21 protein-coding genes and 1 pseudogene are annotated in these 22,870 nt (G+C 43.9%); 17 read left to right on the top strand and 5 right to left on the bottom strand.

The window, feature by feature from the left end; genetic code table 11:
* The first annotated feature begins 199 nt into the window (after window positions 1-199).
* Window positions 200-595 (top strand): hypothetical protein, encoded by a 396-nt coding sequence (locus AQR02_RS11420; RefSeq protein WP_054940661.1) that lies wholly within the window; start codon window positions 200-202, stop codon window positions 593-595.
* Window positions 596-708: 113 nt separating this feature from the next.
* Here AQR02_RS11420 and AQR02_RS11425 read toward each other — a convergent pair whose 3' ends face one another.
* Window positions 709-1,284: a hypothetical protein gene (locus AQR02_RS11425; protein ID WP_054940662.1), complete on the bottom strand. Its 576-nt coding sequence runs from the start codon at window positions 1,282-1,284 to the stop codon at window positions 709-711.
* 1,549 nt (window positions 1,285-2,833) lie between these two features.
* Between AQR02_RS11425 and AQR02_RS11435 the strand changes: the two genes are divergently transcribed.
* The 15 genes and pseudogenes from AQR02_RS11435 (at window position 2,834) to AQR02_RS35115 (ending at window position 17,713) form a co-directional block, all read left to right on the top strand.
* Window positions 2,834-3,664, top strand: a complete 831-nt coding sequence (locus tag AQR02_RS11435; RefSeq protein ID WP_054940664.1) for a histidine racemase CntK family protein — start codon at window positions 2,834-2,836, stop codon at window positions 3,662-3,664.
* Window positions 3,665-3,693: 29 nt separating this feature from the next.
* A complete protein-coding gene (locus AQR02_RS11440; protein ID WP_054940665.1) occupies window positions 3,694-4,488 on the top strand; it encodes a nicotianamine synthase family protein in 795 nt (264 codons plus the stop codon).
* A gap of 15 nt (window positions 4,489-4,503) precedes the next feature.
* Window positions 4,504-5,820 (top strand): opine metallophore biosynthesis dehydrogenase, encoded by a 1,317-nt coding sequence (locus AQR02_RS11445; protein WP_054940666.1) that lies wholly within the window; start codon window positions 4,504-4,506, stop codon window positions 5,818-5,820.
* Window positions 5,821-5,840: 20 nt separating this feature from the next.
* Entirely contained in the window at window positions 5,841-7,442 is a 1,602-nt protein-coding gene (cntA, locus tag AQR02_RS11450; RefSeq protein ID WP_054940667.1) for a staphylopine-dependent metal ABC transporter substrate-binding lipoprotein, read from the top strand.
* 24 nt (window positions 7,443-7,466) lie between these two features.
* Window positions 7,467-8,399: a nickel/cobalt ABC transporter permease gene (gene opp1B, locus AQR02_RS11455; RefSeq protein WP_054940668.1), complete on the top strand. Its 933-nt coding sequence runs from the start codon at window positions 7,467-7,469 to the stop codon at window positions 8,397-8,399.
* Entirely contained in the window at window positions 8,400-9,293 is an 894-nt protein-coding gene (gene cntC / locus AQR02_RS11460) for a staphylopine uptake ABC transporter permease subunit CntC (RefSeq protein WP_054940669.1), read from the top strand. It abuts the gene before it with no gap.
* Window positions 9,294-9,298: 5 nt separating this feature from the next.
* Window positions 9,299-10,120 (top strand): staphylopine uptake ABC transporter ATP-binding protein CntF, encoded by an 822-nt coding sequence (gene cntF / locus AQR02_RS11465; RefSeq protein ID WP_054940670.1) that lies wholly within the window; start codon window positions 9,299-9,301, stop codon window positions 10,118-10,120.
* Window positions 10,107-10,910 carry an ABC transporter ATP-binding protein gene (locus AQR02_RS11470; protein ID WP_082451806.1) on the top strand — a complete coding sequence of 268 codons (804 nt, stop codon included), beginning with the start codon at window positions 10,107-10,109 and terminating at the stop codon, window positions 10,908-10,910. The genes cntF and AQR02_RS11470 overlap by 14 nt, the downstream gene beginning before the upstream one ends.
* The gene (gene cntE / locus AQR02_RS11475) at window positions 10,907-12,088 is read left to right on the top strand and encodes a staphylopine family metallophore export MFS transporter CntE (protein ID WP_054940671.1); all 1,182 of its coding nucleotides are present in this window, start codon (window positions 10,907-10,909) and stop codon (window positions 12,086-12,088) included. Before AQR02_RS11470 ends, cntE begins: the two co-directional genes overlap by 4 nt.
* Before the next feature lie 583 nt (window positions 12,089-12,671).
* A complete protein-coding gene (gene nikA, locus AQR02_RS11480; RefSeq protein ID WP_054940672.1) occupies window positions 12,672-14,258 on the top strand; it encodes a nickel ABC transporter substrate-binding protein in 1,587 nt (528 codons plus the stop codon).
* Between the two features lie 18 nt (window positions 14,259-14,276).
* Window positions 14,277-15,209 carry a nickel/cobalt ABC transporter permease gene (gene opp1B / locus AQR02_RS11485; RefSeq protein ID WP_054940673.1) on the top strand — a complete coding sequence of 311 codons (933 nt, stop codon included), beginning with the start codon at window positions 14,277-14,279 and terminating at the stop codon, window positions 15,207-15,209.
* Window positions 15,206-16,081, top strand: coding sequence for a nickel/cobalt ABC transporter permease (opp1C, locus tag AQR02_RS11490; RefSeq protein ID WP_054940674.1), 876 nt, complete (start codon window positions 15,206-15,208; stop codon window positions 16,079-16,081). Before opp1B (AQR02_RS11485) ends, opp1C begins: the two co-directional genes overlap by 4 nt.
* Window positions 16,082-16,933: pseudogene (locus AQR02_RS11495) on the top strand (ABC transporter ATP-binding protein).
* Complete coding sequence (locus AQR02_RS35110) at window positions 16,899-17,273, top strand: ATP-binding cassette domain-containing protein (protein ID WP_209444144.1); 375 nt, start codon at window positions 16,899-16,901, stop codon at window positions 17,271-17,273. Before AQR02_RS11495 ends, AQR02_RS35110 begins: the two are co-directional and overlap by 35 nt.
* The gene (locus AQR02_RS35115; RefSeq protein ID WP_209444145.1) at window positions 17,270-17,713 is read left to right on the top strand and encodes an ABC transporter ATP-binding protein; all 444 of its coding nucleotides are present in this window, start codon (window positions 17,270-17,272) and stop codon (window positions 17,711-17,713) included. Before AQR02_RS35110 ends, AQR02_RS35115 begins: the two co-directional genes overlap by 4 nt.
* A gap of 1,734 nt (window positions 17,714-19,447) precedes the next feature.
* On the opposite strand, the gene AQR02_RS11505 is transcribed toward AQR02_RS35115, so the two are convergent.
* Complete coding sequence (locus AQR02_RS11505) at window positions 19,448-20,443, bottom strand: aldo/keto reductase (RefSeq protein WP_054940675.1); 996 nt, start codon at window positions 20,441-20,443, stop codon at window positions 19,448-19,450.
* 337 nt (window positions 20,444-20,780) lie between these two features.
* Between AQR02_RS11505 and AQR02_RS11510 the strand changes: the two genes are divergently transcribed.
* Window positions 20,781-21,344, top strand: a complete 564-nt coding sequence (locus AQR02_RS11510; protein ID WP_054940676.1) for a TetR/AcrR family transcriptional regulator — start codon at window positions 20,781-20,783, stop codon at window positions 21,342-21,344.
* A 222-nt stretch (window positions 21,345-21,566) separates the two neighbouring features.
* Here the strand turns inward: AQR02_RS11510 and AQR02_RS11515 are convergent, their stop codons facing one another.
* The 3 genes from AQR02_RS11515 to AQR02_RS34080 all read right to left on the bottom strand — a co-directional run.
* Window positions 21,567-21,761 carry a hypothetical protein gene (locus tag AQR02_RS11515; protein WP_209444146.1) on the bottom strand — a complete coding sequence of 65 codons (195 nt, stop codon included), beginning with the start codon at window positions 21,759-21,761 and terminating at the stop codon, window positions 21,567-21,569.
* A 196-nt stretch (window positions 21,762-21,957) separates the two neighbouring features.
* Window positions 21,958-22,320, bottom strand: coding sequence for a cyclophilin-like fold protein (locus AQR02_RS11520; RefSeq protein ID WP_054940677.1), 363 nt, complete (start codon window positions 22,318-22,320; stop codon window positions 21,958-21,960).
* Between the two features lie 297 nt (window positions 22,321-22,617).
* A partial coding sequence (locus AQR02_RS34080; protein WP_483414276.1) for an NADPH-dependent FMN reductase family protein occupies window positions 22,618-22,870 on the bottom strand: 253 nt, incomplete at its 5' end.

Genomic DNA, 22,870 nt, shown 5'->3' on the forward strand with positions numbered 1-22,870 from the left:
CGAAATCAGTGCTTTTTTGTATGAATAGGGGCGTGCGGACTAAGTGTACAGTGACACAAAGATTGCCCGGTTTAAAACCTTATTAAATAAGGTTTTTTTAATTTCAAGGGAAACTTAGTGTCATAAAATTGCGACACAAAGATTAACCCTTTAAGGGAGATTGACACCAAACTTCCCCCTTTTAAGGAATTTGTAATATATGAAGGAGAGTCAAATTAACTTAACTAGAATTTTTACAACAATAAGTTTACATTCGACAATTATAGACCATACTTCCAGCGAACAAGCAGGGGCTAAACCTAAGATATGCAGAGATTCGGAAATTATTTTTGAAGATGGACCTATTTCGCTATACGGCAAATTTATAACAAGGGAAGAAATTCCTTCACTGGACTTTCAGTTTCTGGTCATGAAGCCTAATACAGAGGATGCCCATGTCCACGATAAGGAGACTGAAATCATGCTGCTCTGGGGTGGCGCTTTTGAAGTATGGACCAAAGCAGACATCGGTGTCCAAAGCATGCGGTTCCGGGGGGGGGGAGCCCTTATGCATAATGATGCCTCCCGGATATGCTCACGGCGTAAAAACGTCTGATGCTCCGGTAAATATCGCAATCACATACATTCCTGCCATTGATAGTTGGCCTTGATTATAACCAAGCTGCTCAGGAGATTCCGGGGCAGCTTATATAATTTTAACAATTACTGTTATTCAGTGAGTTGCCGATAAGCGCTATCTGTAAGATAGCTTTTCAAGAAATGCAGATCCAAATTATTTCGGCGTATAACCTTCTTGATCGCTTGTATTCGCTCCGGTTTGTCTTGTACGTAACTGGAGTGCAGCTGTAGTTCTAAGGGGACCACCGGAAAGAGCGTATCCAAATAATTCTGAAATCTTTTTATTTTCCAAATCACATCGCTTAATTCGAGATATTCATGCGTCGCAGTGTTTGAAATTTCAATGTTGACTCCATCAATATGCAGTCTAGCAAAAGACCATACCTCTTTGTCTAGAACCATCGTATATGTTGGAGAACATTTAGAGGAAAACCAGTGTTTGTTGAATAATTGGGAGGGAGAGATTTCAGATAAGTAATCCATAAACAGACTTGTAATCTGATTCACATCACTGCTGTATTTTACCATTATATCTATATCATTGGGTTGTATTTGTTGGCACCCCTGAATCAAGGAAGCCGCCGAGCCAACAATTATCCAATCCATTTCCGGATGGGCAGAGAGGCGATTGGTAACAAACATGAGAACCTCTGCGATAGATGGCATTTTTTTCGCTCCTTTAATTGGTAACACAAATTTAAAATAATATCACAGATCGAGGTGAATTAAAGACACCTTAATTGGATGTAGAAATTAAAAGGTGGCATTTATTGATGCAAGTCGCACAAAATGAAATCGGTTAACATCCTGGTTTCCTTACATGGACTGCTTAAAGCGAGAGGGCATCATGTATAAGAACAAAAAATCGATGAAGGGATTTTATTCGAAAGACAACTTAAAATAATAATATGACGAATAAATAGTAATGAGATATATTGGATTTACGGAGTTTCGTACATATGGATAAACAAATGAAAATGCACTACATGCAACGAATTGATGAAAAACTGTCTGATTTACCTTGTTTACACTGCCGACACCAAAACCGTGTTGTTATAAATTGATCGAGTGCCCGCCTGGTTTGACGAAGGGCTGGCTACTATGGTTGATGGAAGGTACTCGGATAATCAGTCTGTATGGGCCCGTGAAACGGATAACGGGATACAAAATATAAATCTCGATAAAATGAACTCGCATGCCGCATTCGCATACGGTACAGCAGAGGCTGAAACTAATTACAATCTGGCTTGTTATGAAGTAACCCGGTGGTATTCAATCGTTGGACAGGATGGGTAAATGAAATTCATCTCTGTGTTGAATTCCGCCAAGGATTTTAACTCCGTATATTCAAGTATTGAAGCAGATTCCTAAGAACATTCAGGCATAACTTTAAATGAACACGATGTGCATATGCTCATTGTGTTCATTTAGTTTGGTGTGCCCGGCATAAACCAAGCCAATAAGAACAACAAGACATGTAAGAAGACAAGAACATATATTTATTGAACCCCGCGCTTGGCGCGGTATTTTTGATTTAAGGATACATGTTCTTGTCCCGAGCAAAGGACAAGAACATGTATCCATTGCCGAAAATGGACAAGAACATGGTACTATTGCTGATTTGATAATTGTCTTATTAAAAAGGGAATTATAGGGGTACAACACAATAGATCGCGGGGCAATTATAGTACACTTATCCCTCTCGATTTTTATACATTTTTGAGGTTTTGTCGTATTTACGATGATTTTGATAACTTATTGGTTGTAGCTCACATTACCAGAATTAATATTGAATTCCTATCGTGTGGAAGAGTTAAACATACCGAGACGGTGAAAAATAGTGGCGGTTGAAGAGCTGCTAAAGCAAAAATGAAATTATCTATCATTTGAAAATTCTTCACGGTGATCCGGAACTGACCATCATTGATTATACCGAACAAGAACATATTGAATTTGCTATCATTGGAAGTCGGGGGCTGAATACACTTCAGGAAATGGTGATCATCTTCCAATTTAAACATTAGTGATTGTTTCTTTTCTGAAATAGCTTATTTAATGCTGCCGATGAACAGCAGAGAAAAGATGAAAAGAAATATGTTGACCAAATCTGGCTACATGGGTATAATTTACAGTGATAATCGTAATCATTACAATTAAGTCATCATCTCGTATCTGTTATTTAATCAATGAATCTGAGGTTTTAAGGATGTGAGAAATGCGCAGGGAAATCTCTTTTGTTAAAGTAAGCCCTACACAGAACATGACCATCTTAGTCAGAAGCAGCCACGAGGAAGACGAATACGCGCCGATTGCCCTGAAGATGATGTCTTATGACAACGTATATGCCGAACAGGTCGGGTTCATTAGGAAGACTATGCATCCTAATGCAGATGCAGCTCTTTGCATGGCCGGTGGTGAGTTTTGCGGAAATGCTTGCATGGCCTTGGCCGTACTAATGGTCAATCAGCAGACAAGCGCCAGTGAGTGCCGGTCGGTTAAATTGGAAGCTTCAGGAACAGATCAATTGATACAATGTATGGTGACGAATACAGATGAGGGTTATTTCTGCAAGGTCATGATGCCCGCCCCCCGGAATATTGAAACCAAAATATTCAAGTATGACGGCAATCAATTTTCAGTCGGTCTAATTCAGTATTCCGATTTCCTTCATGTGGTATTAGAAGTAGAGCGGTTTACTAAGCCGATCAAGAGAATGGCTCAAAGCTTAGCGAAGTTGCTTGAAATCACGTCGACCAATCAACTGATCGGCATTCTGTTGTACAAGCCAAGCTCCGGTGAGCTCTCACCGCTTATTTACATTCCTAAGCTGGACAGTATGATCTGGGAAAGGGGCTGCGGATCAGGAACAGCTTCCATTGGTGCATATATGGCCTGGAAGAACAAGACTCCCTTTGAAGGTGCTATACTGCAGCCCGGTGGCCTTATCAAGGTATCTGCACATCTGGACAAAAGTGAACTAACCGGCTTAAGTATTTCAGGCAATGTCAACATCGTAGCAGAAGGTACCGCATATATTGATCTTTAATCACTGCAGGGGAGAGGAGACGTTTGGAAATGCTGTTATCTAGACTCTATGAATTTGCAGCCAAGTTCCGGGAGATGGCAGATGAGTTTGATGGTACAACCGGGCGAAGTTTGGAACTCACGGATATTATAGATGAATACACCGGGTTCATTATGAATCCTCTCAATCAGGTAATTTGGGAAGAGATTGAACAACAAAGCTCCAAGGAGGTGATCCCGCTTACAGCAGAATTAAGACAGGTTACGGCAAGGTGCGTGTCTATCATGGAGAAACACAGGGCTCTAAACGTCTTGAACGAGAGTGAACAACAAGCCGGCTATTTTGTTAATATTGAATCCAGTATTGAGCGTGAATTCGGAAGCTTTCAGATCGATTCAGAGTCAAGAGTAGTCATGGTTGGCTCGGGAGCTTTTCCGATGACACCAATGCTGATAGGCAGGCGTACGAATGCGGAAGTTCTGGGAATCGATATTGACGAAGAAGCCATAATCCTGAGCAATAAAGTGCTGAGAAAGTTGGGGAATACTACATCCATACGTCTTGTAACAGGTGATATTATGCAGTTTGAGACGGAATTGAAACAGGCTACACATATCATATTCAGTTCAACTGTGGCGGAAAAGTATAATCTGCTGGACCGGATGTATGCGTTAACTGGCGAACAGGTCGTTGTGGTGATGAGATACGGGGACCGTTTAAAATCCCTATTCAATTATCCTATGAAAGCTGTTGATGAGACGAAATGGAAGCTTGCCGAACAAATTCTGTGTCCTGATCAAGTCTTTGATGTAGCGCTGTATTCCAAAGCCCACCCGGTATCTTAACAAAGGAGGCTGCATATGGACGACTTCAAACGTGTATTATTATTGGGAACCGGGCCAGTCACAATTCAGTTGGCTGTTCTGTTCAAGAATCATTTCCAGTCTCAGCTTGGAATTTCTGGGAGAATCTCACACAGGTCAGAACAAGTTATAGCCGCAATTCGTGAAAGCGGGAACCGTTTATTCACTGAAGTACAAAACGAATCACACAACCTGATGAAAGGGGAATGCTGTGCGGACCAGGTATTTCAACGCTATGAGACGATAACGGGGGCATGGGATACTTTAATTTTATCCATAACTGCAGATGCATATCTGCATGTATTGCGCAGTCTAAACAGAAATCTGTTAATACATGTGAAATGCCTCATTCTGATTTCTCCCACTTTGGGATCTAACAGCTTGGTCCACAACTTCATAAAAGAGATGGGGTCAGACGCTGAAGTTATCAGTTGCTCCACTTATTTAGGCGATACACGTTGGATTCATGGTGTGCCGTCGAACGGCGCAATTACTTCCGGAGTAAAAACAAAGGTCTTCATCGCCTCTACACGGGGCACTTCACACAATCTTGATTCGCTAATCCAGCTATACAATGTCATGGGGATTACGCTTAGTGTCATGAGATTTCCCCTGGAGGCAGAAAGCAGAAATATCTCCTTATTCGTTCATCCAGCGCTTTTCATGAATGATTTCTCGCTTAGTGTAGTATTCGGTCAGAGTACTAGCAGGAAATATGTATACAAATTATTTCCAGAGGGTCCAATTACGCCCAGGTTAATTCATGAAATGCTAGTGTGCTGGAAGGAATTATCGGAGCTGTTCGAAGCGCTTAACCTGCAAAGCTTAAATCTACTGAAGTTCATGACAGACGATAATTACCCGGTCCGGACAGAAAGCTTATCTCAGCATAGTATTGATAGCTTCTTGTCACTGGAACCTATCCATCAGGAATACCTCTTGTATATCCGTTACGCTTCCTTGCTGATCGATCCGTTCTCTGAGCCGGACCAGGAGGGGAAATACTATGATTTTTCCGCAGTTCCAATCCATTCTGTATTTATAAACAGGGAAGGATCATGGGACATTCCACGGATGCCCAAGGAAGATTATTACCGCATCAAAATCATTCAGGGGATCGCAAATCAGTTGAAGCTTGATTGTCCAATGATTGACAAATTCATTGAGCGTTACGAGCAGCAATTAATGAATTCTGCTCAAGCGCTTCAAGGACAGGCCGTATCCGAGGCCTTTCGTGTACAGTCATTTTCTGAAGATATTCAAATGATCTGCAGCCATATGGCTGCGGGAAAAAAATATAATTATACAGAATAGTAAACATGGGGGAGTTCAAGATGAAAAAAAGATATATCATATTCATTGCAGCAGTTACATCAATGGCTTTGCTCGCCGGATGCGGTAAAGCAGAGAACGGACAGGCTGATACGCCCAAGATCAATCAGGAGCTGGTTTACGCCACTGTAAAGGATATCAACGATATGAATCCGCATTTTTATCCCGGTTCTATGCCTGCGCAAGGAATGGTGTACGAATCACTGGTTGAGAATACTCCCGAAGGAATCCGGCCCTTGCTTGCAAAATCATGGGATATCTCAGCAGACGGGACTATCTATACGTTCCATCTGAGAGAGGGGGTTACTTTCCATGACGGAGAGCCGTTTAACGCAGAAGCTGTTAAGCAGAATATTGACACCGTCCAGCATAATGCCGTCAAGCATACCTGGATCAAGCTGTCGACCAAAATCACGGATACCAAAGTAATTGACGAAAATACCTTTGAACTGACCTTATCAGAGCCTTATTACCCGACACTGCTTGAACTTTCCATGACAAGACCTTATGTCTTCCTATCCCCGAAAGATTTTATAAACGGTGAAACAAAGGAAGGGGTTAACGGTTATAACGGCACCGGCCCATTCCGGCTTACAGAGCATCAAACGGACCAGTATGCGGTGTTTGAGGCGAATGAAAATTATTGGAACGGTGCACCGGATATTAAAAAAGTCACTGCAAAGGTTCTTCCGACAGGGGAAACGACATTCCTGGCTCTGCAAAAAGGAGAAGTCAACTTTGTCTTTACCGATGATCGAGGGACTGACAGTATTGATGCGGAGGCTATGGATCGGCTGGCTGAATCTGGAGACTATCAGGTAGTGAGAAGTGAGCCGATGAACACGAAAATGATTGTGGCCAACAGCGGCAAGACAGACAGTCCAGCGCATGACAAAGCCGTCCGCGAAGCCATCTGGCATGCCATTGACCGGGAAACCATCGCCCGGGAAATCTTCAGCGGCAAGGAAACTCCCGCCGACACCTTATTCTCTTCTAATGTGAACTATGCTGATATCAGTCTAAAACCGCGCGCCTATGATTTGCAGGAAGCAGAGCGTCTGCTTGAAGAAGCCGGTTGGACGCACTCAAGCGGAGAGATCCGCACAAAAGATGGCAGACCTTTAACCATGAAACTATATTATGATGCTGCTTCCTTATCCCAGAAGACGCAAGCCGAGCTGATTCAGAATACTGTTAAGGGCATAGGAATGCAGCTGGAGCTGATTGGAGAGGACTCTTCCTCTATTGCGAACCGTAGATCAACGGGGGATTACGATCTCTTGTTTAACCAGACATGGGGGCTTGCCTATGACCCGCAAAGTACAGTCTCTGCATTCACTTCGGAAACGGCATATTATCATGCAACAAAAGGTATAGCCCAGGCGGAGCAGCTCATTAGCCAAATAGAAAAGGTCATGGTAACCACAGATGAGGAGAAACGAACATCGCTGTATTCGGATATTTTAACAAAGGTCCATGAAGAGGCAGTCTTCATTCCGCTAACGAACGGCAATCTTACAGTAGTTGCTCCGAGAAGTCTGCAGGGCATAGGCTTCAAGCAGACTCAATTCGAGCTGCCCTTCGAGAGCATGCATTTCAAATAAACCGTAAATGTAAAGGGGGGCTTTATGAGCGGATTTATCCTCAAAAGGACACTGCTGACAGTTCCGCTGCTTATCATCATTTCGTTTCTGACCTTTGCTCTAAATCATCTTTCGCCACTGGATCCGGCTGAGGTTGTTCTGCGGTCACAGGGAGTACCTCAAATTACTGAAGCGTTAATCACTGAGACTAAAACAGCATTGGGAATGGACCGGCCGTTTCTGATCCGTTATTTCGATTGGCTGGTCTCCTGCTTCCGGCTGGATTTCGGCGTATCTTACATAACAGGTACTCCGGTGTGGTCCCTGCTTGGGCCAGCTTTTCTTAATACTCTGAAATTGACAATGGTATCAGTCGTTGCCATTCTGGCGCTGTCCATCGGACTCGGAATCCTCTGTGCGCTGAACGAAGGCCGAATGCTGGATCGTTCAGTCCGCGGAGTTTCGTTCTTCCTGACCTCCATGCCGTCAGCATGGCTTGCAGCGATGATGATCTGGTATTTCTCTGTCAAGCTTGACTGGCTGCCGACCAGCGGCATGGATTCATTGGCCGGGTACATCCTGCCGGTGATCATTCTGACCGTCAGTTATGCCGGAATCTATTTTCGTATAGTCCGAAGCTCCATGTTGAGCCAGTTACATGAGGATTACACGTTATATGCCAGGGCTTGCGGGCTGTCTGAGCGGAGAATTACGATGCGTATGCTCAAGAACTCCATACAGGTCGCCATATCGGTGTTCTGCATGGCTGTTCCGATTATTCTGGGAAGCACAGTTGTTGTGGAAAACATCTTTGCCTGGCCGGGACTGGGGACATTGACCGTGAATTCAATCCTGGGCCGGGATTTCCCGGTCATCCAGGCTTATGTTCTGGTTTTGGCTGCTTCCTTCGTGCTTTTTAACACCTTGTCAGATCTCATCAATACAGCATTGAATCCCAGGTTGAGGAAGGAGTTCTAGATGACTGTATTTCATAAAATGTGGAGCGACAAGCTGGCCGCCTTATCACTGTCTGTCACCGTGCTGGTCGCAATCATTGGAATTTGTGCGCCCTGGTTTGCACCCCATAGCCCGGAACAAGTCCATATGGAGCTGCGTTATGCTTCACCATCATGGCAGTACCTGCTGGGCAACGATCATCTGGGACGCTGTGTATTGTCCAGATTAATCTACGGTATCCGTCCCAGTGTGCTCTGGGTGTTTGTGGCGCTGGCGGTATCTGCGACCTTTGGAGGCATACTCGGATTCCTCGCTGGCTATTTCAGGGGCAAGGTGGATAACGTCATTATGAGAGTCTGCGACATCATGCTCTCCTTTCCCGGTTATGTGATGTCGCTGGCTGTAGTCGGTATATTGGGACCGGGAATCCAGAACATTCTGATTGCCTTTGTCATTATGAAATGGGCCTGGTTCGCACGAGTCATCCGCACCTCGGTCATGCAGTATGCCGATACTGATTATGTAAGATTCGCTAAGGCTCTTGGGATGGGCAACTTTGCCATCATAATGAAGCAAGTTCTGCCGGTAGCGCTTCCGGATATTGCGGTGATTTCCAGCAGCGCATTTGGCGCCATGATCCTGCAAATCTCCGGCTTGTCCTTTCTCGGTTTAGGCATCCAGGCCCCTCACGCTGAGTGGGGAATGATGCTGAATGAGGCCAGAGGGGTCATGTTTTCCCGGCCGGAGCTTATGCTGGCCCCTGGACTGGCTATCGTTATCATAGTTTCGGCGGTTAATTTCTGCTCCGATGCGCTGCAAGCCGCATTGGATCCTAAATTACAAAGGAAAACCCGCAAGTCGCCGCGGAGTTCTGTTCTATTCTCCGCCAAAAGAAAAGGAGAAGAGGTGGCATAAATTCGTTGAACACGCTGGATGTTTCGAATTTACGAATATGGGACAACTTGACCGGCAAGGTAATCGTTTTGAACAGCTCATTCCAGGTTAAACAAGAGAGCTGCCTGGCTATTGTAGGGGAGAGCGGCAGCGGCAAGTCTGTAACATGCCGGGCAATCATGAGGTTGAACAAATCCAACATCAAACAAACGGGGAGCATACAGCTGAACGGGGTTAATCTGGCAAAGCTTTCCGAAGCGGAAATGCGGAAGCAAAGAGGCAGGCAGCTGTGTCTGATTATGCAGAACGGCATGCGAGCCTTCGACCCTTCAAGCGTAGTCGGCAGCCATTTCAAAGCGACGCTGCAACAGCATTATGCCTGGAATGCGAGTGAAATTACGTCCAGAATGGCCAGAGCAATGGAGAGCGTCATGCTCAAAGACCCGGTTGCCCTTATGAATAAATACCCGCATCAGCTTTCTGGAGGGATGTTGCAACGGATGATGATTGCGCTTGCTATTGTTCTTGAGCCTACGTTGATTATCGCCGATGAGCCTACGTCCGCACTGGACACCCTTTCACAATTTGAAGTGATGGAACAACTGATTTCTTTGCGGGAAGACACAGGCTGCTCTATGATCTTTGTTTCACATGACTTAGGCCTAGTGAAACGGATCGCTGACAAAATTGTGGTAATGAAAGACGGCGAAGTGCTAGAGAGCGGAACTACCGCTGATATATTTTCGAATACCAGTCATGAATACACCAGACATCTCATAGAAGCGAAGCAGGTGCTAAACCGGCATTTTAGCAGCAGGATGGGGGGCTTTAACCTTGTTGACCGTTGATCAGGTGGAGAAATCCTATGCAGGCGGGGGTTTATTCTCGCGCAAAAGTAAGAAGATATTACAAAATATCAGCTTTGCATTAGAAGCAGGCGAGGTATTAGGGATTATTGGCGAAAGCGGAAGTGGTAAGTCTACCTTGGGGCGTTTGCTACTTGGAATCGAGAAGGCTGACCGCGGGACCATTCAATTCGAAGGAATAAGCATAGGTGAGCGGGCAGGCAGAAGGGGAATGATCAGCGCGGTATTCCAGGATTATACTTCTTCGATTCATCCCTTTTATACTGTAGAGAAAGCCTTGGCTGAACCACTTAAACTGTTGGGGCGGAAGGACAGGGAAGTCGGAGAGCGAATTGACTTCCTGCTGCGCCAGGTCGGACTGGACTCTTCTTACCGCAAGAAATATCCTCATGAACTGTCTGGAGGTGAAGCACAGCGGGTGTGTATTGCCAGAGCCGTTTCGACAGAGCCAAAATGTATTCTGCTGGATGAAGCAGTCAGTTCACTTGATGCTTCCGTTCAATTTCAAGTGCTGGAGCTGTTAAAAAAGCTGAAGGAATCGTACGGTATGAGCTATATCTTCATCACACACGATATTCAGGCAGCAGTCTATCTGTGTGACCGCCTGATGTTTGTGCGTTACGGACAAATCGAAGAGATCGTGTCTGCCCATCAATTAAACGATGTCCGGTCTGAATACTCTAAAGACATGCTTCGGATGGCTTTACGCTTAGCCGGTCCCGGTGAAGACCTCATCGTTGACAACGAGAACTGGAAGGAGAGAATACTGTGAAGGGAGCCCTGGCTTGGCCCTTTCTGCGCTTGTATGTATTGACACTCTTATATTTCAGTGCAAACTCTATTCTTAATGTAATCATTCCTTTAAAGGGAGAGTCCCTAGGCGCCAGTAACTCAACCATTGGCATAGTTATGGGGGCCTATTTGTTTACGACAATGTTTCTGCGGCCTTGGGCCGGCCAGGTGATTTATCAGCTGGGCCCGGTTAAAGTACTGCGTGTAATTTTAGTGATAAACGCAATAGCCCTGTCTCTTTATACATTTACCGGATTAGGCGGATATTTTCTCGCCCGGATGCTGCAAGGCGCATGTACCGCGTTCTTCTCCATGTCGCTGCAGCTGGGCATAATCGATGCCTTACCGGAGAAAGACCGCTCGCAAGGCATTTCCATGTATTCGCTTTGTGCATCAATGCCCGGCGTAATAGGTCCTTTAATGGCGATTAATATCTGGGAAACCGGAAAAATGAGTGTTTTTGCAATAACACTTGTCGGAATGGCTGTCCTTACAGGAGCTGTAGGCTTCTTTGCCACGATGAAGACAGAGGCGGATAACCGGCCGGCTGTTCAGAGAACCGGCATGCGGGGTTCGTTTGGCCAACTGTTCACGAATCCACATTTATTCCGCTGCAGTATACTAATGCTGGTAGCATCTATTGTTTTTGGCGCAGTCACAACCTTTATACCTTTGTACGCAACTCAGATTGATCATGGCAATGCTGCCGTATATTTAATGCTGCAGGCGGCAATGATTGTCGCTGCACGGTTTTTTTTGCGTAAAAAGATTCCTTCGGACGGACGATGGCATCCTATGTTCGTAAGTTGGATTATTCTCGCACTCATGGCTGCATCCTTATGCACGGGGTTTTCTATTATCGGCGGATTTACAGTATTCTATTGCGGCGCCTTATTAATGGGGTTAGCCCAGGCCATGCTCTATCCGACTTTAACTACATACTTGTCTTTCGTGCTTCCGGAGAATAAGCGAAATGTGTTGATCGGGTTGTTTATTGCTATGGCTGATCTCGGCATATCGCTGGGCGGAGTGATTATGGGGCCGGTTGCAGATTTGTTATCTTATGCTTGGGTGTACTTTATTTGTGCATTCTTGGGAGGAAGCTTGTTTCTCTTTGTCTATGGACAGCAAAGTGATAAATTCAGAATCAGTGAGTGAACTTCCGAAAAAGCGGACAGGATCGTTCATAGATCATAGGCGAGGAGATTTCGGTATCTACAGGGGATAGTGTAGGGTAGGAAGCTGGTCGAATTGGCCGTATTGTCAAACCCGCAATGAGTAAGAGCAACCGGACCTCCGGCTGCTCTTATTTGCGATGTATGGATGAATTTTCCTTATCGCCGGCGTGGTAGACAACCAAATACTGGCTTATCCCATACCAGCTGATTCTCCAATCGCATGGATCAGCATGGAAGATGCAGCTACTAACAGTGTATATGCACTTAAACATCCCGAACTGGCAGTGGCTTACATTACGAATCGTAGCCGTATTGGATCAAAAGATAAGGAATAGAGCATTAGCACTAGGGTAGTCGTCTTAGTAATTTTATTCCATTGACATTGCAAAGAACGCTAAACTATAATCTAGTTCGTAACAATTACGAAAAAGCGTTATGTGTTCATAGTTGTACGGTTTGCGCAAACCCTATAAATATTTTTAATGCTTAATTCGTAATACTTACATATAAAGAAGATAAAACGACACACTTGTACATTTACTACAATTTATTCAGGAGGGTTTATGAAAAAGAAACTTTTACTTGCCATGTTTACATTACTACTTGTATTAACAGGCTGCAATCAGGCTAACAAGAGTAACCCGTCAGTAGTGGACAAAAAGAACGAGTTGGTTTTTGCTAGTACCAAAGATATTCGGGATATTAATCCACACCTGACTGGAGGAGAACTAGCTGCGCAAAATATGGTGTTTGAATCACTGGTAATAAATACAACGGAGGGTGTTAAGCCCAAGCTTGCAGAGAAATGGGAGATTTCGGAGGATGGTTTGACCTATACGTTTCATTTGAGAAAAGACGTCGCATTCAGCGATGGCGAACCGTTCAATGCGGAGGCCGTCAAAAAAAATATCGATGTCGTCGTAGCCAACTATGAGAAGAATGCCTGGCTCAATCTGGTGCAGGTTATTGATTCAACTAACGTTGTCGATGAATATACGTTTTCTTTAACGCTAAAAACACCATATTATCCAACGCTGGAGGAGCTAGGGCTTACGCGTCCTTTCCGAATGATTTCCCCCAAATGTTTCATTGATGGAACAACAGCGCATGGCGTCAGTGATTATGCAGGAACGGGACCTTATATGTTGACCGAGCATAAAGACAATCAATTTGCGTTGTTTAGTGTCAATGAGAACTATTGGGGGGATAAACCGAAAATTCAGCAAGTTCGTTGGAAGGTAATGCCGGATCACCAGACCATTCTACTTGCTCTGCAGAAAGGCGAGATTGATCTCATATTCGGTGCGGACGGCGACATGCTAGATGCCAATGCCTTCACCTCACTACAGAAGGAGGGCAAGTATGTAACGAAAATCAGTCCGCCATCCGGCTCACGCTCGATATTGTTGAACAGCAAGCGAGAGGCGACTTCCGACAAATTAGTTCGTGAGGCATTGCAGTATGCCGTTAACAAACAGACGATTTCGTCAGGTATTCTCAACGACACGGAGCAAATTGCGGATACCCTGATGTCTAAGTCCACACCGTACGCCAATATAGAGCTTAAGACTCGTTCTTATGACACCCAAAAAGCCGATGTTCTGCTAGATCAAGCAGGGTGGGCAAAATCGGGCGACGGCTACCGTTATAAGGATGGAAACAAACTAAGCCTGATGCTCTCCTACAATTCTGATAATGCGCAGGAGAAATCGATTGGGGAATCCATGCAAAATGATCTCAAAGCAATCGGCGCCGATCTTGAACTGCTAGGTGAAGAAAAGCAAGCCTATTATGACCGTCAAAAATCCGGAGAATTCGATTTGCAGTATTCTTTATCCTGGGGCTTGCCTTATGATCCACAAACCTACGTGTCAACCTGGCGTGTGCCATCGCATGGCGATTATCAAGCTCAGGCCGGTCTGGAAAAGAAAAAATGGTTGGACCAGGAGATCAGAGATGTTCTAGTCGAACAGGACGAAACGGCGAGAGCGGAGAAATACAAGGAAATATTCAACTATGTGAATGAAGAAGCTGTGTATCTTCCGTTGACTTATTCAGTTGTAAAAGCGATTCATTCCGAACACCTTATGGGTGTTACCTTCAATGTATCGCAATATGAGATCCCGTTTGAGCTCATGTATTTTGAGTAAGCAGAGAGTGAGTCCTTTATGAAACAATATGTAATAAAACGCATAGTAGGTACCGTTCCACTCCTGCTGCTGGTTACCTTCCTGGCGTTCATTCTAATAAATTTAAGAACCAGTGATCCGGCAGAGGTAGCACTGCGCGTAAATCAGATCACCCCTACCGAAGAAGTGGTCCAGAGCATGCGCGAAGAACTCGGACTTGACGATCCTTTTCTTATCCGATATAAAAACTGGATTATGGATAGCTTTCAAGGGAATTTGGGTACAAGCTATGTCAATAAAAAACCTGTGTTGGAAGAATTGCGTCAAGCAATTCCTCCAACACTTGAATTAGCGGGTGCTACACTCATAATTATTGTCTTTTTCAGCGTTTCCGTCGGGATAGTCTGCAGTATCTTTGAGAATAGATGGCAGGATCGTTCTTTGCGAGGCTTCATTTTTTTGCTGGCAGCGATGCCTAGCTTCTGGATCGGCTTACTGCTCATGTGGTATTTTTCAGTTTATCTGGGATGGCTTCCGACGAGCGGGAAGAATGGGCCTTCATCCATTATCTTACCCGCCATGACTTTGTCACTAAGCTTTTTATCCACTTATGTCAGACTGATACGCAATAATATGATCCAAAATTCCCAAGAAAATTTCATACTTTATGCCAAGCTGCGTGGGCTTAAACAAAGTACTGTGATATGGAAAATATTTACTAATTCGATCCAATCTGCCCTTACTGCGTTCGGTATGTCTATTCCCCGTCTGATTGCTGGTACTGTTGTTGTTGAGAATATATTTGCTTGGCCAGGCATTGGGCGTTTATGCGTAAAGGCTATTTTTAACTCGGATTATCCCGTTATCCAGGCTTATATTCTGATGATGGCCGTTTTATTTATCGTTTGCAATTTAGTGGTAGATATTGTGGTCGTGATGATAGATCCACGTTTGCGGAGGGTAACGAAATGAGTTTTTTCAAACGTCTACAACAGGATAAAATGGGTATTATTTGCCTGTTATTTTTGGTCGTGGTCTCTCTTGCAGGGATCTTTGCACCTCTAATTGCTCCGCATGATCCGACTTTAATTCAAGTGGATATGAAACTAGCCATGCCTAGTGCAGAATACCCGCTCGGAACGGATCATCTGGGAAGATGCTTACTTTCGAGGGTTTTATTCGGCATCCGCACCACATTCTTCTACGCCCTACTCGCTATGGGAGTGACGATCCTTTGCGGGGTCGTATTTGGAATTCTGGCCGGGTATTCGAACGGAAGAGTCCGGGAAGTCATTTTACGTTTCTGCGACGCTATGCTATCTTTCCCGTCAGAGGTGATGATTCTGGCTATTATAGGCATATTGGGACCAGGGATTATGAATATTGTGATTGCGAATATTTTGTCCAAGTGGGCGTGGTATACACGGATGATATATAGCAGCGTTCAGCAATATCGATCAAAAAACTATGTGAAGTTTACTCAAGTCCATCAGGCTTCTCCTATTTATATTATGAGAAAGCATATTGTTCCCGGGATCGCAGGTGAAGTAACCACCCATTCCACCCTGGAGATGGGCTGGGTGATTTTAAGCATTTCGTCCCTTTCCTTCCTTGGATTGGGTGTACAACCTCCTGCTCCTGAATGGGGAATGATGCTGAATGAAGCGAAGAATGTGTTGTTCACCCATCCCTGGCAGATGATCCCTGCCGGTATTACGATTCTACTTGTCGTCGTTGCGCTTAATTTTCTCGGTGACAGTCTGCAGCAGGCTATGAACACGCAATCCTACATGTTAAACCCCAGACAGCAGCGTAGGCTACTCCGCTTGGAAGGAAGATGGTGAGTGACCATACTAACCGTAAATCATCTTAATATTGTTGATTTAAAGACCCAAAGACATATTGTAAAAGATGCTTCTTTCACGGTACAAAAAAACACTTGCCTTGGTATTGTAGGGGAGAGCGGCAGCGGGAAGACAATGACCGTCCGTGAAATTTTAGGTGTGAACCCACGCTGGATTCAATCTTAAGGAGAGATTATTTTTGAGGGCCGCAATATTCTGAACGACACCGAGAAACAGCGCAGATCCATTCGAGGTCAAAAAATCAGCATGATTCTTCAGGATGCAATGACGGCCTTTAATCCTATTGAACAAATGGGTTCCCAGATGAAACAAACTTTTATGCAAGTTATGGGGGTGTCCAAAAGAGAAGCTGAACGCTTGAGCCTGGATAGTCTGAATAAAATGAATTTTACGGATTCGCTTGCCGTCTATAAAAGTTATCCTCATGAGCTATCCGGGGGGATGCTTCAGCGCTGTATGATTGCAATTGCTCTTGTACTGAAGCCGGACATTATTATTGCGGATGAGCCTACAACAGCCTTAGACTCCATTAATCAATTGGAAGTCGTCTATCAATTTCAGGCCTTAAAGGAAATGAAGGGTACCACACTGATCCTTATTTCTCACGACCTGGGTGTTGTGCAGCGGTTGGCCGACAGTGTTATCGTCATGAAGGATGGAGAGATAGTGGAACAAGGAACGGTCACTGATGTTTTTAATGAGCCTAAACATTCCTACACCCAATACTTGGTAGGGACACGTCTGCAGCTTTCAGATAGCTTTACGAACACACTGCATAGCGGAAGGAACGAAGAGAATGATTACGGTAGACAATCTCCAGAAAAGCTATAGGGCTGGTAGTGGGCTGCGGGATCACACACAAAAGCATGTACTGACAGATGTCAGCTTCCATCTGAATGATGGAGAGTGTCTCGGTATTATAGGCGAGAGCGGGAGCGGTAAAAGCACGTTATCGAGGATCCTGCTTGGTTTAGAAACATTTGACGGCGGTAACATTTGGATAGATGGTATGCCTCATAAAAAATGGATTAAGCAAAACAAAGGAAAGTTCAGTGTCGTGTTCCAGGATTATCGCACCTCTGTCAACCCGAAGTGGACCGTGCAACAAATTATCGAGGAACCGCTCAATATCCTACGAAGCGAAAAAAAAATCATGCCGTCCATGAAGTGATCATTGCAGAGCTGATGGAACGGGTGGAACTGACCCTTGACTATCTGAATAAGTATCCGCATGAGTTAAGCGGTGGACAGTTACAACGCGTATGCATTGCGCGTGCCTTGACTACGCGACCACGCTATCTTGTATTCGATGAAGCAATTAGCTCACTTGACGTCTCTGTGCAGTTTCAAATCTTATCCCTTTTAAAGGAACTTCAGAGGGAGTTTCAATTAACATACTTATTTATAGCACACGATCTGCAAGCCGTAGCCTATTTATGTAATCGCCTAGCCTTTCTGAAAGACGGGATCATTATTGAGGAACTTGATTGCAACCATTTCATGTGTGCGCAAAGCGAATATGTTAAGTTACTGGTGAGCTCGATCCTTCCCTTTCAATCCAGGTTCAACCGGACGAGTAGCCACAAGGTTAAGGCTTCCTTGTCTAACTAACAATGTAGCGACGCCTCGACTTTATTTCAATTGAAATAATGATGAAATGGTTTTAAAGAGTTAACTAAACTATAGACTGATAAAAAACTATTAAATGAAGAACTAAATGACCCATATCAAATAAGTCCAGTTTCAACGGGGGAAGAGAGAGCTGCGGATTTAAGTGATAGTGGAGGATAACTGGCAGCTAAGCCATTCGTGTATTTAAATTCGGCTTATTGATATTGTCTTTGCCGATACGCGGGGCTTGGTAGCTCTGTTTATCCCGAATAGTCGTGAAGGAAGAGATATTGTCTATAATAGGGAAAGCAGGAAGACGTTGGACTATGGTCGGACTGACCCTATTGTCAGGCCCGCAACGAATAGAATCGAAACTGGTCCGTATTTAGTTGCAGTATTGTATTTTCTGACTAAATCCGTACTAAGCCAATGGATAGATCCAGATACAGGAGCTGAGCTGATCATAGTTTCTGGGTACACATCTAGGTCCGTATGGCGTAGAAGAAATTGGAAAAGGGAGATGGGGCGGATAAATGGGTAGAAGCTGCGGCGGGGAACCGGCAAGAGATTAGACTGTCCATTATGTTAGCGAAAGGTGGCGCTTAAATGAGAAATCAGCATCCCATTATAAAGGATGAGTCCTTGGGGCAAAGGAAAGATTCTATGGAAAGCAGCTGGAGGAAGCATAATAAAAGCTTTGGACGGTGTGGGCGTCAATGACGGTTATCTGAGTACCCGCTTAAGAAAATTAGCTTCTCTCGGGATTCAACACATGATAATTGGCGGCTACAACATCAAGTGATTTTGCAATGAATAATGATATACGACAACGTAGGATTCATCTGAGATACTTCTCATATCAATAATCTGCTCATGTAGTTTTCCATAGTCGGTGTTGCTTGGACTAAGAGACTTTTTATTAACATGTCTTGTAAGCCTTAATGGAACAGGAGATTATTCTGTTCCATTAAGGCTGTTGCCTGTAGTTGTCCATCGGCGAACGGAGCTTTTATGAAAAAGAAAACACTCATTTCTATTTTTTTATTAATGTGGATCGACAGTAAAGGCCAAGATTGTCGGTGGACATGAACATAGTCCGATTGCCGAAAATGGATAAGATCTTGGTACTATTGCTGATTTGATAACCATCAAAATACTTAATCATGTTCTGACCTAATTATCATCCCCCAACTAGCAACTTCACTGATTGAATAGGTCATGTACAATGAATTCCTTTCTACTAGGAGTTTACTTCAGGTTAACTCTTGGGTTGATACGAGTGAATTCTACCATGCCATAAATGCATGTCAAAGTGCATCGAAGATAAAAAAAAGATAAACACTTGACCTGGAGTTAACTAGAGGGTTTAGGTTGAATTATCCATTCGTTCCTGGACACAAGATTGCCGGGATTGTAACGGATGTATGAACCCTTCTGGGGTGGAAGATGATAACTGGTTAATCAAAAACGAAGAAGCCCATAAAGTGAATGATTGCAGATACATTCCAAGGGGATTCCCGCATAGAAACTTTTTGTCCTTTAAGCGTGATCTTAGCAGCAGTGCTTTCCCGCGTAGATTACTGAAAAGCATCGAAGACATACACTAGAGATTATAGATTTATTCAACAGATCTATATAGAGTTTTAAGTGGTTTAATAAAAAAGCAGTTGACTATGAATAAATTCTAGTCAACTGTTTTTATATTTTATATTTAGTATTCTATAAACAAAATTATCAATCTCTTGTGAAACTCTCCATCATTGCGGCAGGATACCGACTACCGGCTGATCCGTGTGGGAGGATTTCTTTAATTCGTTGAAGATCAGCCTCTGTAAGATTAACGTTAGCAGCAGCAACGTTTTGCTCAACCCGCTTAGCACTTCGTGTACCTGGAATCGGGACGATATCCTCTCCCTGGGCGAGAAGCCAAGCTAGTGCCAATTCGGCTACAGAAATACCTTTGTTAGAAGCAAGTTCTTTAAGGTGTTCAGTTGCTTGTAGGTTGTAGATATAGTTTTCCCCTTGCCAACGCTCATCGAATCGACGCATATCGTCTTCGGCGTACTCGTGAGATGGTTTAACAGCACCTGTTAGGAACCCTCTGCCTAAAGGAGAGTAAGGCACTAAACCTATACCCAGTTCATTCAAAGTCGTGCGTATATCGTTGTCCTCAATCTCACGCTCAAATATGGAGTATTCAGTCTGAAGCATAGAAACCGGGGTAACCGCATGAGCTTTACGAATAGTTTTTGAACCCGTGTTACTCAAACCGAAATATTTAACTTTGCCTTCTTGAATAAGCTCTCCAACGACTCCAGCTACTTCCTCGATAGGAACATCGGGATCTGGAATATGCTGATAGAAAACATCAATGTAATCCGTTTGCAGATATCGAAGGCTGTTTTCTGCTACCTTACGAATATTTTCTGGACGGCTATTAAAACGTGATCCGAGTGGTTCGGCTGTCATGTCAAATCCAAATTTGGTAGCTAGTACTACCTTGTCTCGAAAATCCTTTACAGCTTTACCCAGCAACTGTTCATTGTGACCAGTTCCATATCCGTATAATTCTGCTGTATCAAAGAAATTAACTCCAAGCTCATAAGCTCGACGAATAGTTGCTATTGCTTCATCTTCATTTGAAGGACCGTATGCCATTGACATCCCCATAGTACCCAAACCAATAGAAGAGACTTTTAAACCTTGTTGACCAAGACTTCGAGTTTGCATTTTGCTCCTCCTTAAATAGTGATATTAGATTGTTATCACCTAAGTGTTTAAAGCCTAGTTAAAAAGGTATCCAATCTTAGTTCGTTCAATATGAATTTTCATCTTTGTTATTCATAGGAACAAAAACATATTATCACGAGAGGTGGATAATGTAAACAAAAAGAATATAAAGTGTCTATTTAGTACAGTTTGTTTAAAATGATGATTATGAGATATAATATAAGGTAATAGGGGGCGCTTAAATGGAAAGGCAGAATGAAAAACAACATAATATGAGGATAACTCTTACTAGCAAATTGTTAACATACGTTAAAAAAATGGATTTCAAAGTCTAAAAATGGATGAAATCGCAAAAATCATGGATATAAGTAGGGCCACTTTATATAAATATTTCTCTACCAAAGAAGATATCATAACCTTTATTGTGAGTCTTTCTGTAGAATATATCCACGAAATTATTGAAGATTCTGACTCTGACCAAGTAATTGTTCAGCGATTTCAGCAAACATTTGAACAAACAATCTTATTAAAAGAGTTCTTCACAGACATTTTCCTAAGGGATCTTGAAAGTAGTTATCCTGAGAATTATGAGCGACTAGAAGTAGCTATGAAGCAACGAGAATATCAGGAATTGGCTTTTTATGATGAAGGAATAAAAGAGGGTTTTTTCAATAAGATTGATGGCAGGCTTATCGTTATGCAAGATGAGATTCTAAGTAATGTTTTAGATGTAAAGTACTTGATGGAGAACCATTTGACCGTGTATCAAGTGCTATTCGACTATTACAATCTAAAGAAATTCCAGTTGTTTAAACCTGATAAAATTATAATGATAGATGATAACTTGATGATTCCTAGAATTGAGTATATGGCGCAAAAAATCTCAAAAAACTTATATTAAACTTAGCAATTTAGAATAATTTGGGCATCATATGACGGATTTTCAATGATACATTAGAAGCTTTAAATCAATAATCAGTTTCATTTCTTTTAAACAAAGTGCGTTTAAGACTAGAACGTAAAACAGACGAATACGAGGGACTCTCATTATAGGAGATCACTCGTATTCGTCTGTTTTAGCGAGCATACTTATTTATTATCATATGTACAGCCTCGTCCGCCGCTATTTGAAAAGCCTGTTCTCGGAAGATACTGAAATCAAGCAGTAACATTTTGGGCTCACGGACCGCTCGCCGTTCCGCAGCGCGAGGATCAGGCGCACGCGGGTCGCGTCGGCGAGCATCGAGAACACCTCGACCGCGAGTTCCACGTACTGGCTGACGGGCTCCCGCCCGCTCTCCTTCTTATCTGCATCCATAAGCAGATTGTTGCACACCTGATGTCAGAGTTGCTAGATCGAGGAGGAAGAGCGATTCGGCGCGCGATCGCGCCCCCCTCAGAAGGGCTCACCCGATTAGACTAGAAGGCCTGGGGTGACCGCCAGAGTAGGGTCCCAGAGCTGGAAGGCTGTCCTATCCAGGCGGCCCTACGTCTTTGCGGTAGGTTACTGCCGCTCAGGCTCTCTCGATGGTCAGTTTGAACGAGTCGCCTGCTGAGGCGATGTGTTCCAGTCCGCTGGTGATAGTGCCGAGGTGGACGATTCCGGGCTCTGGGATCTCGTTGTTGTTCTCGTCATCAGCGAAGCAGAAGACGATGTCGTGGCTGGGTTGCCAGTAGGGGATCTGACCGACCGTATAGGTCAGCATGGTTTCTGTGACGCCGTCGAGTTCGCGCGGTAATAGGCCTGGCTTTTCCCGTGCGAAGAGGTCGTACATGTCGAGGGTGAGCGGTAACAGACTGATGAGGTCACGGCCAGGGGCGGTGTCCTCGATCTCGCCGGTCGCTTCGCCGGCGGGCAGGGTAATACGGACCTTCATGTGCATTCTCCTTCGTGTCGAGCAGCATATGCCGTTTCATATTAGAAGTAAATATTTGCATAAGTATATTAAGTTTCCGGTTCTTTGTCGGGGTTAGACACAGTCGACTAAGCATTAAGAAATCAAGAATTGCTACTAATCTAGAGGGTTTCCGAACTCAACTCCTTCACATATTGGTCCAGACCATCTTGTTTACGGGATACGAGATGAACACTGAAATTTTTGACACCAAATTTTTTAGCGACAAAACAAAATGCGAGACGTTATTTTATTTCTCACTCTTTTCAAAATCAAGTATCATAGCGTAGAAGGATCGTTGGCATAATTCACTCCCAAGTAATGCGCCTGGTTCAGCAGGGCCTCGTAATGCTCAGGCTTGGCCTCCAACGTTTCGTATAAAAACTCAACCCGTGATTGGGACACGCCGCAGTAACCGGCAATACCCACATTGAGCAGATTGGTGATCGATTGCCCATAGTTACGCTTATGCATCTGCCCTTCTGTCACACCAGCAAGAGCGATCCACAATATCTGCTGATGAGGAAGTTTG

Source organism: Paenibacillus ihuae, from assembly GCF_001368795.1.
GTDB lineage: Bacteria > Bacillota > Bacilli > Paenibacillales > Paenibacillaceae > Paenibacillus_AQ > Paenibacillus_AQ ihuae.